We start from the raw sequence: 16,719 nt of genomic DNA on the forward strand, positions 1-16,719 counted from the left end.
CGGATTAAGCTCGGAAATACCCGAGTGAAATCCGAAGATAATTTGGAATTGTTCCTTGATCAATCCAGAGGAAGTGTAACGTAAATACTTGACTGGTGTAAGGTAATTGCTTAACTTATTGAGACTTATTGTTAGCCAGTTTTAACTTTAACCTTTTTTAATGATGGCAAAAGCAGATGGAATATTCAGTAAACTCAGGGGGAAAGTAGGGGGAGTTGTTTTTTATGTAGTGGACGGAGAGACCTATGTCAGGGAGTATGTAGAGGAACCCAAGGTCGGTGAGCCTTCCCCCATCCAGCAACTTTACAGGAACAAATTCGGCATGGCCTCCCATTTTCTCCGGCCCTTAAAAGTGCCCGTGGAATTTGGTTTTCAAGATTTCCGTAAGGGTATGCGCACGGGGATGAACGCGGCCATAGGGCATGCGGCGAAAAATGCCTTTTATGGAGGAGGTGTGGATCCACTTCAGCTGATCCCTGCCCAATTGAAAGTAAGTATGGGGCCACTGACCGGGGCGAGAAGTGCCCAAGTGAGCTGGTTGGATGATGAACATGTCCGCTTTTCCTGGGAAAACAACATTGGCGAAGGCAGTGCCAGACATTTTGATCAGGCTATGCTTGTCCTCTACAATGCCGAAGATCAAAGGGTAGAATATGTCCTGGAAGGAAGTTATCGGTCTAAAGAGCATGAGGATGTCAAGGTCTTAAGAGGCAAGGAACATGAGGGGAAACTACATGCCTATATCAGTTTCCATCATTATAGCCGCAGGACCAAGAAAAGAACTTTTTCCGATAGCGAGTATTTGGGATTGGTGTAGGGGGCGGTCTAAATTAACCCTTCCTAACCCGCGTTTGCAACGCGGGTTGCTAAATACTAGTATTTGCAATGCGGCTTTTGGGCAAAATGTGGCGTTGAAAACGCATGGATTTAGGAGTCCTCGTTGCAAACGAGGACTAGGGTATGATAGCTGTTTAGCGGTGGCTTTCCTCCTTAGGTGGACAAGATTTGGATAGATAATAACGGTGAAATCATGCTGATAAAACCAATTTTAGCATCTATTATACATCATATAGAACAATATCATTTACCTTAAATCTAAGATCATGAGTAAAAAGGAACATAAACTCGATCATGCCCATTTTTTGGTTCCTCCAGGAAAAAAGGTAAATCTCAAGGATTATGCCCCTGGGTTTACTGGAGGATTTCACGGTAAAAAGGAAGCGAAAAGGGCTTTGCTGGAAGATGTTTCCGAGTTGGCAGAAGCGCAAGAGCTGCTTTGGGCCAGTGCCCAGAAATCTGTGCTGATCATTTTACAGGCCATGGATGCTGCAGGAAAGGATGGGACTATCAAACATGTTATGTCAGGAGTGAATCCACAAGGGGTTGATGTACATAGTTTTAAAGCCCCCAATGAAGCAGAACGTTTGCATCATTTTTTATGGCGGTTTATGCAAAGGTTGCCGGCTAGGGGAAGGATTGCGATTTTTAACCGGTCCTATTTTGAGGAAGTATTGGTCGTGAGGGTACATCCTGAATTTTTAGAGACCCAGCATATTTCCTCCAAGCAGCAAAATATACCACTGGACCAACTATGGCAAGAAAGGTATGATATCATCAATGAGTTTGAAAAAGTAATAGATCGGCAGGATGTGTGTATCATAAAATTCTTCCTTCACCTATCCAAGGATGAACAGAAGGATCGATTTCTCGATCGACTGAACGATGCAGATAAACACTGGAAGTTCTCTGCTGCAGATTTAAGTGAACGCAAATATTGGGACGATTATCAAAAGGCTTTTGAAGATATGCTTAGCGCCACAAGTACGGCACATGCACCATGGTATATTATTCCTGCCGATCACAAATGGTTTTCTAGGGCGGCGGTAGCAGATATCATTACGGCACGTATTCAGGAAATGGAGCTCGAACCTCCTCAAGTTGACGATGAACAACGTGCTTTGTTAAAAATCGCCAAACAAAAGTTGCTCAAGGAGTAAGCTTTAATTTTAAAAATGACTATTCGCAATGTTGCACGTAGCTATATTTTCTTTGGTTTATGCTTTTATGATTCTTTTTCTGTCCTTTTATTCAGGCATTGTTTTATTTTTAATGGTCTTCATGAATACTCCGTATTTCCATTGATGAAAAGGACCAAATCCCGATAGCTATCGGGACTAGGCCGGTGGTGCGGCATTTAAATTGGGTATACCGATTTATCTTTAATATAGGAATCCTTTATCCCTTGCTAACCCGCGTTTGCAACGCGGTTTGCTAAATCCAAGCATTTGCAATGCGGTTTTAATACGAATTGTAGCGTTTAAAACGCTTAGATTTAGGAGTCCTTGTTAAAAACGAGGACTAGAGAGGGAATGATGTAAGGGTATTCCTTCACAAATGGGGATTTTTAGAATTAATTGAACCACATAGACACAATAGCAATCATAGTGTTCTCTGTGCCTCATGCGGCTAAAAAAATAATACAGATATGCGAACCACACAGAAAGCGATAGATGAGTTGACCTACAAAATCATTGGTTGTGCTATTGAAGTGCATAAGCAGATTGGGCCGGGTCTTCTAGAAAGCGTATATTCACTTTTCAAAGCAAATTTGAAGAATGGACGCTGAAAAAGTCATCAAGAATATTGAAGAAATATATGCTCCCTTATCCACCGAGTGCCGGCAGGAACTTATTGCTCATTTAAAAATTGGCAAATATAAACAAGGAGAGTTGGTAGTTCGTGAAGGACAACTTTCAAAGAAAGCATATTTAATTGCAGAGGGCTGCGCTAGGGCATATTACTTAAAGGACGGCAAGGATATTTCAGATTGGTTTACCTTTGAAAACCAGTTTATGGCCCCCGTCGTCAGCTTTTTTAGTGAAAAACCAAGTCCACATTACGTTGAGTTTGTTAAAGATTCGACGGTTTTTGAGTTTTCTAAAGATTTAGTGGATGAACTTACGAATAAGCACCACGATTTTGAGCGTTTTATTAGTAAAGTGGTTACTGAAACCATGTTGGGACTCTGTGAAAGGCTTTACACTATCCAATTCAATAAAGCAGAAGAAAGATATAGGCACCTGTTAAGTTTATATCCTGACATAACCAATCAGATTCCTCTTACCCACATTGCCTCTTATTTAGGAATTACATTGGAGACCTTAAGCAGAATAAGAAATCCCAAGTACCAAATTTGATCTATATCAAATGATAACTCTTCCATTTGAAGAACCTTTGTGAAAAGGATAAAAAATGGAAGAAAATTACCGACAACTAGCGCCAATTTGGGGAAGTCAGTGGCAAGCTGTGAGAAAATGGTTTTACCCTGCCTGGCTTATTTACGAAACATCATATCGTTTTTATGATTACTCAATATCCGTTTATAAATATATTGAGGGGTATCAAGAAAGTGTTTTCCCGATTCTTGGAGAAACTGGTACTCCTATATTAGCCGCTTTTTGTGGGATGGTCACCTTTGCCATCTGCACGTTTTTTTTAACAGTGCCTAGCTCTTTTATGCTGTATACATTTTTTAAAGAGGACAATTTAACGGAGACCAGATTTGAAGAAAAATTAAAAAGACTACTATAATTTTTGAAAATCGATAATGAAAAAGACACTGATTATAAACGGACACCCAGATAAAGAAAGTTTCAGCTTTGCACTTGCAGCAGCATATAAGAAGGGACTGGTAAAGTCGAATGCTGAAATAAAGGAAATTAATATCAGGGAGTTAGATTTCAATCCAAACCTTCAGTACGGATATCGGAAGCGAACAGAACTCGAACCGGATTTATTGGATGCCCAAGAAAAATTGAAATGGGCAGAACATCTAGTTTGGGTTTATCCAGTTTGGTGGAGTTCAGTTCCTGCAATCATGAAAGGTTTCTTGGACCGGGTTTTACTTCCTGGTTTTGCCTTTAAGAAAAGAGAAAATTCCTTGTTTAGTGATAAGTGCCTAAAGGGAAAGACAGCGCGGATTATTAGTACCTTGGACCAACCTGCCTGGTATTATAAGTGGATTTATAAAAGTCCGAGTCATAATGCGATAAAAAAGGGGACATTACATTTTATAGGTGTAAGAAAGGTAGGGATTACGACTATTGGACCGATAAGGCTATCTAAAGAAGCGTATAGGGAAAAATGGCTGCAGAAAATTGAAAAATTAGGGGAAAAGAATAAATAATGGCAGACAAAGGTGGGATAGGGTTTTAGGGGTAATTGAGGTAAATTATTGGTGAATTTTGTTTTTTGCAATTGTAAATCGGCTAGGATATTAGGGTGTAATTGCAAATTACCCCCAGCCGCCATAGACAGTTTATTCTACACCTAGGTGGGGAGGAGCATAGTTGGGTAAATGACTTTTTGATAATTATGATCATTTGGACATCTTTGAAATATGAATGTATATAGAACTATCTGGTTAAAACCTTCACCTACTTTTGAAGAGATAGCCAATAAGAAGGAGCAATCCCTTCAGGCCTTACCGATAATTTTATTCGGTTTGGTATTTGGCTTGGATATGTACCCAGATATGATCTTGTTATTGGGCGAAAAAGCAAAAATATGGGCTTTGGTTTTGGGCTTATTCCTTGGAATAGGATTCTCATTTCTATCTCTTGGATTGGTAATGCCCGGCCTGATTAGAATCTTTGGTAAATTATGGAAAGGCAAATCATCGATGAGACAAATGGTCAATATTTGCTCCCTTTCGTTTTTGCCATTAAGCATGGTATTGGTTTACCAAGTTTCCATTTTTATTTTTGGATTGGAGCCAACGATCTACAACCTTAATGCAGGAATTGTTTATCTATTATGGCTTTGGTGATTTGGATATCTAGTAATTGGCGTGGCTAAAGTCCAAGGATTTAAGTATGGTATGGCATTGCTCAATATATTAATGAGCTATTTGCCAATTTTACTTTTGAGTCTATTAAGTGACTGAATAGGAAAGGTAAAGTACTCCTTTCTAACGTGTGTTTGCGACGGGGTTGTTAAATCATAGCATTTGCAATGCGGCATTAGAATAAATTATGGCGTTGATAAACGCAGGGATTTAGGAGTCCTCGTTGAAAATGAGGTCTAGGGCTGGGTGTAATTGCAAATTACACCCAGTCACCATAGACGGTTTATTCTACACCTAGGTGGGCTTACTTAATGCGGGTTTTGGTGCTAAATTGGGAGTAAATGAATATTAATAAACATATCGCTATGCCTAAAATAAAGTGCTTCTAAAGCCCGCCTGCTCATAGCCAAACCGTTAGCAAGTCGCTACAACAATTGAACGAGAAAGAAAATATGGAGCAGAACTATTTCTCAAAAAAAATGACACCAAAGTCTGATTCAGAACTGATTGAGATAATTTCAAGTGATAGTTTTGTAGCGGAGGCAAAGCAGGCAGCTGCTTGGGAGTTGGATAAACGGAAAATCGAACATGACTACAAATTTCCAGAACCAAAACAGATTAGGAATGATTTTGAAAAAGATTATGATTTTAAACCCAAAGAAAGTAAAGGGTGGAAAAAGTATCACGAGAATAGACTGTTGTTTTTTGGATTAGCTTGTTTAGTAAGTGCGATTTATATAATTGCACCGACAATTTTTACGTTTAAAACCTCTTTGACACGCATTGATGGTAGCCTACAAAGTGCTGACATTTTGATTGAAGAAGTGTCTAGTCGCAATAGAGTTGGATATGAAGCTAAAAGTAGAAGAGCAACGCTATATTTTTCATTGATTGGAATTAATAAGAGATTTGAGTTAATGGAAAATATTGGACAGGATTATCGGCATGAGAAATTTTCTAGTATAAAAAAGAGGCTGAGAAATTCACAACAAATAACTGTATGGATAAAAAAAGGAGAAAAGGAAATTAGTAAACCAAAAGTATTTCAAATTGACGTTGATAGTAAAACAGTTCTGAAATTCAATGAAGTAAAAACTGAACATACTGGGATTTTTGCTTTTTTACTAATTCTTGGATTTGGAAGTACAGGATTTGTATTGTGGAGAAGGTATCCAGATAAATTTGAAAGGATTTTCAATGGAAAGCCAGCCGCTAACAATAATTAGCAACCATATAAAACGACACATTGAAAAGAATTACACCACTTAAAATATTAGGATTCCTTTCTGTTATTCTCGGACTGACAGTTGCTATTCTGACAGGTGGTTATCTCATTATTCTTGGTACGTGTTTGATTGGATTTGCTCTGCTGCTTTTCCTATTCGATTGGCTGATTAAGAATACTAAAACCAGCAAGACATTTTGGATTTTACAGGCTGTACTTTCGCTTTCATACATTGCCTTCTTGACTTTCTCATATTTAGATTGGAACAAACACAACCTAATTGTTTTCCCGAATGAATTTCAGGGAGATGGTGGAATTGTCTTTGGAATTGAAGGTTATCCTGAACTACCTGAAATGAAATATTGGGTAAGGACAATTGAAATACCCTCAAATGGGGTACTGATTACATCAACCAAAGAAGAAGAGTTGCCAAACAATTTCCAATTTCAATATAAAGATGGTAGTAGTCTTGATTTCATAGATTCCACTTGGATCTTCTCTCACTCAACTGAATTCCCTTGTATTCTTACCAGTTCGATAGTAAAGCATTACTCATTTAAGATTGGTAACAACTCAAGCTCAAATTTTCAGGAATTACTCTCTAATCTTTGCGACTCAATAAATCAAGGAAAACTTGTAACTGCTTATGTTTCGGAATATTCACCAATAGTGAAAGAAGTCGAAATACCTTATTTGAATTTGCAGAACGAAGGGCTCTCAAAATTGCCTCAGAATATCAATACTCTTCAAGTAAAGGAAATCATTTTGACAGGAAATAATTTTACAGAGTTTCCAACCGAAGTGTTGAGTATGCCACAACTTGAAGAACTTCTAATTGGTCATAATCCTGTTTCCAAACTGCCTGACAACTTGGAATCCTTCAAAAACCTCAAAAGACTTTCGATAAATAATACTCAAATAAAGGAGTTTCCATCTGACTTATCAGCACTTGAAAGCCTTGAAACAATCGGGTTAGACCATAACGAATTCAAAAAAGTGCCAGAGCCAATCCTGACGATTCCAAACCTTAAACGACTTGGACTTAACAACAACAAACTGACCAACTTGAAGTTTATCGATGAACGTCTTGAAAGACTTGAGTCAATTTATTTGTACAGCAACGAATTAAAACAAATTGACTGCGAAATTAAAAACCTGAAGGGTCTGAAAGAACTACTAGTTTTTGACAATGAAATCGATTCAATACCTGACTGTATCGCGTCATTAACAAATCTTGAAAGATTAGAAATATGGAGCAATCCAATAAAATATGTTTCACCTGAAATTCAAAAGCTGACTAAACTGAAATCTATGCGAATGGAAAAAGACGATTTGACAGAAGAACAAATGGAAGAAGTAAGAAAGTGGCTTCCTAACACAGAAATAAACTTTCAATGAAAGAAAAAAATACGTTTGCCAATAACTAAGCATTCTGACAGCTTGAAGGCTTCCCCCACTGGGTGAATATTGGCGGAGGACTAGGTGTAGATTGTGCTTTACCATAGCAGAAGATTTAACATCAATACCCCTAGGGCCATATGAAAATCGGTCGAAAAACCGTAAAAAATAGCGAAATAAGCGAATTGTCAACAGGGCATATTTGTCTTAATCTCGAATGAACGCCTATTTAATAAATCACATAAAGTATTTCTATCTAATAATATTCTCTTTTTTATTCTTGCTTTTTTTAGCTAAGGATATATACTTTTTCATGTCAAAGTTATAGAGCTCCTTTAAAGATACTTTTACTTGTAACGATATTTTTAAGAGGGTTTCGTAGGTAGGATTTGTATTACCTCTCTCAATCTCACCAATTGTTTTTTTTGCAAAACCGGTACGATAACCCAATTCTTCCTGTGAAAGTGGTTTATTTGTTTCAGCGTCAATAACTTTCTCTCTAAGTTCTCTAATTCTATACCCTAAAGCCTCTTTCTCTTCTTTGAAACTATTCTCTTTCATGAGAATAAAATTCCTGCTTTAAAACCGAAAAAAAGGATACATATATGTATCCTTTAAATATTTTTTTTATCTTTGATATGAATACATATATCTGCAATTCTTCAAATAGAAAATACTAGAAGCAATTGCTTTGAGTCTACAATCGGAAAACTGGCACTTTTCTTTTAGGAACGAGATGATAAGCAGATTTGCTCACGACCCGGGCGTGGGCTCTCTTATCGTTCCAATGGTATGCCAGTACCTCCGATTAGATAAGTAGAGTTCCACGCCTTCCTATTTTATAATCCATGGGTGTTCGGAATGTGCTTCTCCTCCAAAGCAAAGGTTTCTGCATAGGATCATTATGAAGTCTTGCAAGGGAATTCTTTAACCTTAAGTATTCCAAAACAAACGCTATCTGCAAAACTTTATGCTTATGAAAAGTATGCACAAGCCCTTGGAAAAGTATTACGAATTATTAAAAAAAGGCGAGCCTTCTGCTTTAGAAAAAATTCATACCCAATATCGTGGCATCGTCTTTTGGGTCGGTAGAAGAATACTGAATGATCAGTTTGCAATAGAAACTTTAGTTCAGGATACTTTTTTAAAATTATGGTTTTATAGGGACAGAATAGAAAGACCTGAGCATATTCTCTATTTCCTGAAGTTTGTGATGAAAAGGAAATGCATCTCCTACTATTATAAGCCCAAAAATAAGTTTTTAAGGGAAGTCAATTCATTAGAGGATTATGATAATTACCAGAACTATATGGCTGGGTACGACCCGGAAAGTGTGTCTGAAAATCTGAAAGACCAGGAATCGGAACAAAAAGCCTTCGACCGAATCCAAACTATATTGCCATTGCTCAATGCAGAAAGAAGGAATTTGATTGCACTCTGTTTAAAATATGGCTTTCAGTATAAAGCCATTGCCCAGGTTATGGGAAAGGGTATCACTGAAACCAGTAATGAGATAAAACGGGCTATTCAGGACATTAAAACCATTGTACATCATGGCGATACAAGCGCAAATAAGCAAAAATCTCCTGGTAGTGATATAAAAGGTCCAGAGGAGATGACCGAGGAACAGGAAAGGATATTGGAACTCAGATGCCATATGAAGTATTCCTTTGCGCTAATTGCCGAAGCGCTGAACCTGTCTCAAAAGGAAGCTCACAAAGAATTTGTTACCGCTTATAAACTATGGAAGAAAAAACAGTTCGAATCCGTTTAGCATGGAAAACCCTACACTAAAATTAACAAGGAAGATCCAGTTATTGGTTGACCTGCCCACCAAAGAAGAAAAGAAGGAGGCATTGAGTACGCTTTACCGATGGCGGAATCGATGTTTTAGAGCAGCCAACCTTATCGTTTCTCATTTGTATGTACAAGAAATGATTAAGGATTTTTTTTATCTCACAGAAGGGGTCAGGTATAAACTGGCCGATGAAAAGAAAGATGTAGATGGCATCTTGGAACGTTCCCGTATCGGTAGCACCTATCGGGTGGTGTCAAATCGCTTTAAAGGCGAAGTGCCTACCGATATCTTGTCATGTATGAATAACACCTTACTTTCTACTTTTAATAAAAATAAATTGGAATATTGGAAAGGTCTACGTTCTCTGGAAAACTTAAAACGAGACATCGCTTTTCCATTTAGGCCAAGGAACATAAAAGGGCTATCCTATGAAGAAGAAAAAAAAGCTTTTTGCTTTCATTTATTTAAAATTCCATTTAGGACCTATTTAGGTGGAGATTTTACCGACAAAAGACAACTATTAGCGCGTTTGCTAAATGATGATATTAAGCTATGCACTTCACATATCAAACTCGAAGATGGAAAAATCTTTTGGCTGGCAGTATTTGAAATTGAAAAGGAAGAGCACGGCCTGAAACCCGAGGTAATAGCAGAAGCATCACTCTCCCTGGAATGCCCCATAGTGGTAAAAACCGGTAAGAAAAAACTTACTATTGGAACCAGAGAAGAGTTTCTATACAGGAGGTTGGCCATACAAGCAGCCTGTAGAAGGGCACAGGTGGGCGCTACCTACTGTAAATCAGGAAAAGGGCGTAAACGAAAACTTAAAGCGGTGAACAAGTTTCACCATATGGAAGCTGATTATATACGTGATCGCATACATCAATACAGCAGAAAACTCATTGATTTCTGTATTAAACATCAAGTTGGAACACTCATTTTATTAAATCAGGAGGATAAGATCGGAATAACTAAGGAGGAAGAATTTGTATTACGGAACTGGAGTTATTATGAACTCATGACCAAAATAAAGTACAAAGCTGAGAAAGCAGGGATTGAACTTATTGTAGATTAACAAATGTATCGAGGGTGCTTGTTCACCCGTAAAGTGAGGTCTACGACACTCACTAAATGCAAACAGCATATACAACAAAAACCCGATCTAATTAAATCAGCAGGGGCTTCTACTTAAGTTTATCCTGAGCTAAGTCGAAGTGGCTCAGCCTGAATCCCTTGCTAACCCGTGTTTGCAACGCGGTTTGCTAAATCCAAGCATTTGCAATGCGGTTATAATATGAATTGTAGCGTTTAAAACGCTTAGATTTAGGAGTCCTCGTTACAACGAGGACAAGACAGGATTGAACTTATTGTAGATTAACAAATGTATCGAGGGTGCTTGTTCACCCGTAAAGTGAGGTCTGGACACTCACTAAATGCAAATAGCATATACAACAAAAACCCGATCTAACCCGGATCATGCATTAGCAGTCGTAGTGAGGGCTGAAAATGCAAGAAAATCAGGCTGTTTGGAGACTGAGGCATCCGCCATGGCGGATGGTGAACCTGTCTACCATCAGGTAGAGTCGAAAACAGCAGCAAAGCGGCTGATTTTAAAGCATTTTAAGTCCGTAATAGATAAGCTAATGCATGTTTCGGGTTTAACTAAATTAGCAGGGACTTCGACTTATCTACTTTTTTCCCCCGAAAGTTTCTTGGATCGGCTATTGATGAAAAAAGTAGCAAAACCCCAAAATGGGTTAGGAATCCGTCATTGCGAGAGGTCAACATTTTATCAAATATAAAAGAGTTGAATGACGTGAGCTTCAAATCGATGTCATGCTGACGATAGGAAGCATCTCTTCCAGTAACGATTAGGAAAAGAGATCCTCTCGCCGCGGCGAGTGACTTTGATTCACGTCACTGTCAATGGTAACGAAGAGAAACGTAGTGAAGCCTGCCCTCCCCTGGAAGGCAATCTCAAATATAGAATCCTAGACGTTTTAATATTTAGGCATCTCAAAATGAATTGCTCAAGAACAGATCCTCCTGTTCCTCCTTTCTACTCCTAAATTAAAAGTCCAACCACACTAAAAGACTGAAATTTTACCAATTATATCTAAAAATACCCCATCTGGGGTATTTTTAGTTTTACAAGGAATGGTTATGTTTGGGATTAGTCAATTTTCAAACGTTTATAAGTGAATATAAATGCTTGAAAATGGGAAAAATATAAGAGATATAAACGTAATGCGTTTATTCACTCCTTGGCAGCAAGCTAAAAAAGACAAGACATTATGATGGGAAACCTGTTCAATAAATACTATTTGAGTGAATTTATAAAAGCCTACCGAAAAAAACTTCAAGAGGATATTGATAAAATTGAAGCGACAGACACAACAAATATTGATGAGTTGGTTGAGAGATTGAAAGCACGTGCGACAATTAGTACAATTGAACTACAAGATCCCAGACCATCCGAACCGAAAGAAACCACCAGACCGAGAAAAAATATGTTTGGGGAATCTTACAATGAAAAGGTTTACGAAATCTATGTTACAATTCCGTTTGAAGGAAACAAAGACCTTTTTTATTGCAGTCCTTCAACTTCAACAGTTGTTTATTTAGATAAGAATTTCACCATAAATTCCAGTTCAGTTACAGGGACAATAGTTTTAACTGATTTGGACGCAAACACCTATAATTCAGAAATAAGTAAAGTAGTTGGAACTTTAAAATCAAACCTCCCAAGAGTTCATGCTGAAATCAAACCTTGGAATGATGGACTCGAAAACCTCATTAGACAGTCCTTGGAGTGCAGGAAAGGAGTTGTGGCAAAAAAGCATGACTTTATGGAGAAAATCGGGCTTAAAGTAAATCCAACTTCTGACGATTACTTAGTACCGAATCCGGTTGAAAAAAGAAAAATACCAAAGCCTGTTGCTAAAAGTACAGCACCAACAAAAAAGGAACTTGTACCGATACTTCAAGAAGAGGTTTATAGGGATATAAAGGAAGTGTTATATAATGTAGGAGAAGCAATAGAAAGAAAGCCGTCATTATATAAGGACAAACATGAAGAGGATTTAAGGGATGTATTTCTTCTTTTTCTGGAAACACGATATGAATCTACTTCAGGTGTTGGGGAGGCTTTCAATAAAAAAGGAAAAACAGACATATTGCTCAAATACGCTAAAGATGGAAGTAATCTATTTGTAGCTGAATGCAAGTTCTGGAAAGGACAGAAGAAATTCTTAGAGGCAATTGACCAACTTTTGGGATATCTAACGCATCGTGACTCTAAAACCGCATTAATGGTATTCATCAATCAAAATGAACCTTCTGCATTGATTGAGACCGCAAAGACAGAAATTAAAAATCATCCTCAATTTAAAAGACACATAAAAGATAATCATGACACGTCAATGAGTTATGAAATGACATTGCCAGATGATTCGAAAAAGATAATTCAAATGGAGGTGATGTTTTTTCATTTCCCAAAATAACTCGTTATGGCTACATTATTCGACATTAAAATCTTATGGACGGTCTTTAAAGATGTAGGCTCGTATATCACGGGACAAGCTTCCAAAAAGAAAGAAGGTATAGCAAAGGCGCACAATTCAATCAATCAAGCATTCATTAGAACTTATGACTACTTGCGAAATAATCAAGGTGATTATCTTCCAAAGCCTGAATTAGCAGAAGTTTGGAGTCAAGCAGCTACGGATGTAATGAATATTGACCGTGGACTTGGAGAAATGCTTTACAATAAATCAAGATTTTGGCTTGACCCTGAATTATATTTCAATTTGAACAGACAATCTGAGATTATTGAATTGAATCAGCTCGTTGACGAAATGGAACGTTTAAGAATGAAACTAAAATAAAAAGCCAGCTGCCAACAATGGCTTCCATGAATAACCTTTAGTTCCCCGTATCCCTTTATTTTTTCCTTTTTAGGCGTTTTTTGTCATTAGCTATGGATCCGTACCGTTCGGGGCAGCCAAGAATGGGCAATGCGGGGCAATGCGGGCGGATTGCCCACCTTTGGTCGGCAGGCCCACTCGTCTTGTTCTTGACGGGGACCGAAAAGGCCCTGGCTAACTCGCCTTTGCAACGCGGGTTATTGAGTCAGCGCATTTGCAATGCTGCCTAAGTCTAAATTATAGCGTTAAAAACGCAGATTGGTAGAGAAAAGTATAGTTATAGTCATTATTTATTACATTTTCATTTTATGGATACACATACTCATCTTTTTGAAAAAAATAAAGAGGAATTAATAAATCTTATATCAAGAATACTTGAACTGGATTTTGACAAAGTATTAAACCTTAAACAATTAAAGAGAGGGACTCAATCATATAGTTCTGATGAAATAAAACTGATTGTTAAAGACTTCATATCAACAATTGAATCCATTTCTTCACATAAGGATAAAGTTGAATTTTTATCATATGAAGATTTAAAATCTTTGAATATGTCATTAAAGAGGTTTTCTAACAACTATCAAAAAACCATATTAAATGAGGCTAATCCAGAAATCTCAAATGTTTTTGGTGCTTTTGATGCCATTAGGGAGATTAACTCGATTATTAGATCCACGGGACTATATAATTTTATTTACCCAAGTGGAAATATTATTGATTATGAAGGTAAACTAGATCAATTAATTGCATCATCAGAAGATATTTTAAATCAAGCCACATTAAATGCCAAAACTATTCGTAATCTTATACCAGAAGCGGCAGCGAGTTCTCTTTCAAATACTATTTCTGATAGGGCTGAATTAATCAAAGGAAATGTTAATAAATGGCTTATAGGTACCATTGTATCTGTAATAGTGTTTTTTCTGGTTTCTTTAGTTTTTTTATATGGAAATGGAGATGATGACTCAATTGAATGGTGGATAAAAAAAATAATTACCTTGTCCCCTTTAATTTATATTCTGATATTCTGTCTTAAACAATACAATAGGGAAAGGAAACTTTTGGAAATTTATGAACATAAAAAATCCATTAGTCAAGCCTTGCCAGCATATATTGAACAAGCTCAAACAGAAGAGTCAAAAAATGAAATATTGTTGAGAGGATCATCTATGATTTTTACTTTACCGGAAAATCCAGAAACTCCAGTTCAGGGAAGTGATGGACTAGATCTAGGAGAAATTGAGAAGATCGCTAAAATCATTAAGTCTTAAATTAATTTTGATTTCCTAATGATTCATAATTGCAGAAAAAATGAACCCAAGCAATATTAGTAAAAGTATCTATAGACAAATTATTTAAAGATTTATTCCAACTAGGTATGAAAAATGGCGGGGAAGTTTTAGATACATTCATTGAAACAGGATGTCATTTACTGTTTAAAATTTAGCTAATTTCTGAAGGTTAAAGAATTGAACTTCCCTTGCTAACCTACGTTTGCAACGAGGGTTGCCAAATCAGAGCATTTGCAAAGCGGCTTTAGCATGAATTTTGGCGTTAAAAACGCAAAGATTTACAAGTCCTCGTTACAAACGAGGCCTAGAGCCCTTACTTCATCATCAGCTTTTCCAGCCTTGCGATCATCTCACCTTTTTCCTTTAGCATACGCTCATATAGGACGATTTTCTCTTCGTGTAATTTTTTGATTTCTTCTAAAGGATTAATGTTGAAGGTTGGTTTTGAATTACCAATGTATGCTTCCTTTTCAATATTAAAAGTATTCGCAATAATATTTACCGCCTGTTCTTCATCAAAATTCTGGAAGGCTTCTACCGGAATATGGAGAATTTCTGATACTTGACGCAGGATATCCTCTTCTATGGTTTCCTTTTGTTCGAGCAAGGAGATTTTCTTTTGGGACCAGTCATCACCCAGTTCATGGGCGAGCGCATCTTGTTTGATGCCGAGCATTTCACGGAAGCGTTTGATATTTCGGCCTTGGTGGATATTATGTGAAGCGGAGTTTGTCATATTGATGGCTACTAAAAAACTAAAGGACAAGTTACATAAAAAGTCTATAATAGGAAAGGGGAGTGTTTAGAAGGAATGTTTGCTATGCTGGAAAGGAGCTATAGGTTCTTGGAGCTAAGGTCTTTTTATTAACTGGGTAACTCTTTCCAACCCGCATTTGCAATGTGGGTTGTTAAATCAGCGCATTTTAAATGCGGCAATTGATGGGATGAACTATGGCGTTGATAAACGCAAAGAATTAAAAGTCCTCCTTGCAAAGGAGGACTAGAGAGGGATATAGTTTCAGTAAGAGCGAATGGCCGAATTGAGTCGATGAGCAATACGTTCTTTGAAATCTTGAGGAAATATTACTTCAACTTGTTCTCCGAACGACAGTACCAATCGTTCTAATTCAAAATTTGGAATGACTTTGATTCTGACATCAAGACCTGAAGGATCATTTTTATGCTTTTGACTTGGGTGAATTGGTTTGGTTATGACATAAGACGAAACTTCGGGTGTAAATTTCAATACAATTTCCTGTAACTCGACACTTTCCGGACGAGTAACTCCGACTAAATCATAAAAATACTCTTCCCAATCTGTTTTGGATGGTTTATACTTCAAACTCGTTTCTGATAAAGATTCAATTCTATCCAATGCGAGATTCCAATTGGGTACCAGATTATCAGAATTAAGTCCAAATGCAAACCACCGATTGTTGTACTGTTTCAAAAAATAGGGGTGAAAAGTTATTTCATAAGGTTCTGAGCTTTTAAAGTCCTTGTATGTGACTTTCAAAACCCGTTCATTAATTATACTATTAAATAATGGTGTTAAGAAATGAAGTCCTTTCAAATCTATATTGCTTTCAAAGCTTATGACCTCATTTTTACGCTCAATCAAGCCAAACTTTGATTCTAGCATGGGGATCATTTCATTGACCCATTCAAATTGGGGAGTGCCTGAGAAACGAGAAAATATTTGAAGTGCTGATTTTATCTGTTCTGCTTCCGAATCATTCAACGGTTGGTTATTAATGGAGAAAGATAAATCGTTATACCGGTAATAGACTTTCCGACCATCACGAATTCTTTTTAATGAAATAGACCAGCCTTGCTCGCTCTCCATAAAACGAATATCATCAAACAGCTGTCTTCGCTGTATGCCTACACTACTTGAATCAAAATCAGCTAAAGCTTTATTACATTCTTCCAAAAGATCTTCCCAAAAATACTTTCGCCCATTGTTGCGGAAGCACCTATCCAATACTTGGTAACGAATAAGAGCATTTTTATTGATAGACATTTCTAAAATTTTCGATGCTTTAAGCTATATATTTAGGATAAAATTACTTGTATTAGCTGATAATGCAAGTAATAGAATTGAATTACAACTTAGGTTTTCAATACTAATTTAATCAATATATTTACAGTGCAGAAAGAGTGCATAGACACACTCTACTTTTGTTGAAGTTCTTTGAAACACCTGTCCGAAGATATTGATTCGTGGATGCTGG

Annotated in this window: 18 protein-coding genes; 15 read left to right on the plus strand and 3 right to left on the minus strand. The window is 37.1% G+C overall.

Annotated features, from left to right (window positions below; all coding sequences use genetic code 11):
- Positions 1-163 precede the first annotated feature (163 nt).
- The 9 genes from IFO69_RS13275 to IFO69_RS13315 all read left to right on the plus strand — a co-directional run bounded on the left by IFO69_RS13275 (position 164) and on the right by IFO69_RS13315 (position 7,469).
- A complete protein-coding gene (locus IFO69_RS13275) occupies positions 164-817 on the plus strand; it encodes a DUF6266 family protein (RefSeq protein WP_394354473.1) in 654 nt (217 codons plus the stop codon).
- A gap of 286 nt (positions 818-1,103) precedes the next feature.
- Positions 1,104-1,997 carry a polyphosphate kinase 2 family protein gene (locus IFO69_RS13280; RefSeq protein WP_192010607.1) on the plus strand — a complete coding sequence of 298 codons (894 nt, stop codon included), beginning with the start codon at positions 1,104-1,106 and terminating at the stop codon, positions 1,995-1,997.
- A 488-nt stretch (positions 1,998-2,485) separates the two neighbouring features.
- Entirely contained in the window at positions 2,486-2,626 is a 141-nt protein-coding gene (locus IFO69_RS13285; protein ID WP_192010608.1) for a GxxExxY protein, read from the plus strand.
- Positions 2,616-3,197, plus strand: a complete 582-nt coding sequence (locus IFO69_RS13290; protein WP_192010609.1) for a Crp/Fnr family transcriptional regulator — start codon at positions 2,616-2,618, stop codon at positions 3,195-3,197. The genes IFO69_RS13285 and IFO69_RS13290 overlap by 11 nt, the downstream gene beginning before the upstream one ends.
- Positions 3,198-3,252: 55 nt before the next feature.
- Positions 3,253-3,591: a hypothetical protein gene (locus tag IFO69_RS13295; RefSeq protein ID WP_192010610.1), complete on the plus strand. Its 339-nt coding sequence runs from the start codon at positions 3,253-3,255 to the stop codon at positions 3,589-3,591.
- Between the two features lie 16 nt (positions 3,592-3,607).
- Complete coding sequence (locus IFO69_RS13300) at positions 3,608-4,186, plus strand: NAD(P)H-dependent oxidoreductase (protein ID WP_192010611.1); 579 nt, start codon at positions 3,608-3,610, stop codon at positions 4,184-4,186.
- A gap of 213 nt (positions 4,187-4,399) precedes the next feature.
- Positions 4,400-4,828, plus strand: coding sequence for a YIP1 family protein (locus IFO69_RS13305; RefSeq protein ID WP_192010612.1), 429 nt, complete (start codon positions 4,400-4,402; stop codon positions 4,826-4,828).
- Positions 4,829-5,280: 452 nt separating this feature from the next.
- Positions 5,281-6,072, plus strand: coding sequence for a hypothetical protein (locus IFO69_RS13310; protein ID WP_192010613.1), 792 nt, complete (start codon positions 5,281-5,283; stop codon positions 6,070-6,072).
- A gap of 20 nt (positions 6,073-6,092) precedes the next feature.
- Positions 6,093-7,469 (plus strand): hypothetical protein, encoded by a 1,377-nt coding sequence (locus IFO69_RS13315; RefSeq protein ID WP_192010614.1) that lies wholly within the window; start codon positions 6,093-6,095, stop codon positions 7,467-7,469.
- A gap of 252 nt (positions 7,470-7,721) precedes the next feature.
- Here IFO69_RS13315 and IFO69_RS13320 read toward each other — a convergent pair whose 3' ends face one another.
- On the minus strand, positions 7,722-8,030 hold the full coding sequence (locus IFO69_RS13320) for a helix-turn-helix domain-containing protein (protein ID WP_192010615.1): 309 nt from the start codon (positions 8,028-8,030) through the stop codon (positions 7,722-7,724).
- A gap of 415 nt (positions 8,031-8,445) precedes the next feature.
- On the opposite strand from IFO69_RS13320, the gene IFO69_RS13325 reads away from it, so the two are divergent.
- From IFO69_RS13325 to IFO69_RS13350, 6 genes are all read left to right on the plus strand, one after another.
- On the plus strand, positions 8,446-9,243 hold the full coding sequence (locus IFO69_RS13325) for an RNA polymerase sigma factor (protein ID WP_225444133.1): 798 nt from the start codon (positions 8,446-8,448) through the stop codon (positions 9,241-9,243).
- 1 nt (position 9,244) lies between these two features.
- Entirely contained in the window at positions 9,245-10,342 is a 1,098-nt protein-coding gene (locus IFO69_RS13330; protein WP_192010616.1) for a hypothetical protein, read from the plus strand.
- Positions 10,343-10,700: 358 nt separating this feature from the next.
- Complete coding sequence (locus IFO69_RS13335) at positions 10,701-11,069, plus strand: hypothetical protein (RefSeq protein ID WP_192010617.1); 369 nt, start codon at positions 10,701-10,703, stop codon at positions 11,067-11,069.
- A 492-nt stretch (positions 11,070-11,561) separates the two neighbouring features.
- Positions 11,562-12,770 carry a hypothetical protein gene (locus IFO69_RS13340; RefSeq protein WP_192010618.1) on the plus strand — a complete coding sequence of 403 codons (1,209 nt, stop codon included), beginning with the start codon at positions 11,562-11,564 and terminating at the stop codon, positions 12,768-12,770.
- Between the two features lie 6 nt (positions 12,771-12,776).
- The gene (locus tag IFO69_RS13345; protein ID WP_192010619.1) at positions 12,777-13,154 is read left to right on the plus strand and encodes a hypothetical protein; all 378 of its coding nucleotides are present in this window, start codon (positions 12,777-12,779) and stop codon (positions 13,152-13,154) included.
- Between the two features lie 347 nt (positions 13,155-13,501).
- The gene (locus IFO69_RS13350) at positions 13,502-14,464 is read left to right on the plus strand and encodes a hypothetical protein (protein ID WP_192010620.1); all 963 of its coding nucleotides are present in this window, start codon (positions 13,502-13,504) and stop codon (positions 14,462-14,464) included.
- Between the two features lie 334 nt (positions 14,465-14,798).
- Here IFO69_RS13350 and IFO69_RS13355 read toward each other — a convergent pair whose 3' ends face one another.
- Both IFO69_RS13355 and IFO69_RS13360 read right to left on the minus strand, forming a co-directional pair.
- Positions 14,799-15,221: a helix-turn-helix domain-containing protein gene (locus IFO69_RS13355; RefSeq protein WP_192010621.1), complete on the minus strand. Its 423-nt coding sequence runs from the start codon at positions 15,219-15,221 to the stop codon at positions 14,799-14,801.
- 282 nt (positions 15,222-15,503) lie between these two features.
- The gene (locus IFO69_RS13360; protein ID WP_192010622.1) at positions 15,504-16,508 is read right to left on the minus strand and encodes a helix-turn-helix transcriptional regulator; all 1,005 of its coding nucleotides are present in this window, start codon (positions 16,506-16,508) and stop codon (positions 15,504-15,506) included.
- Positions 16,509-16,719 lie beyond the last annotated feature (211 nt).

It is taken from the genome of Echinicola arenosa (assembly GCF_014841125.1).
Classification (GTDB): domain Bacteria; phylum Bacteroidota; class Bacteroidia; order Cytophagales; family Cyclobacteriaceae; genus Echinicola; species Echinicola arenosa.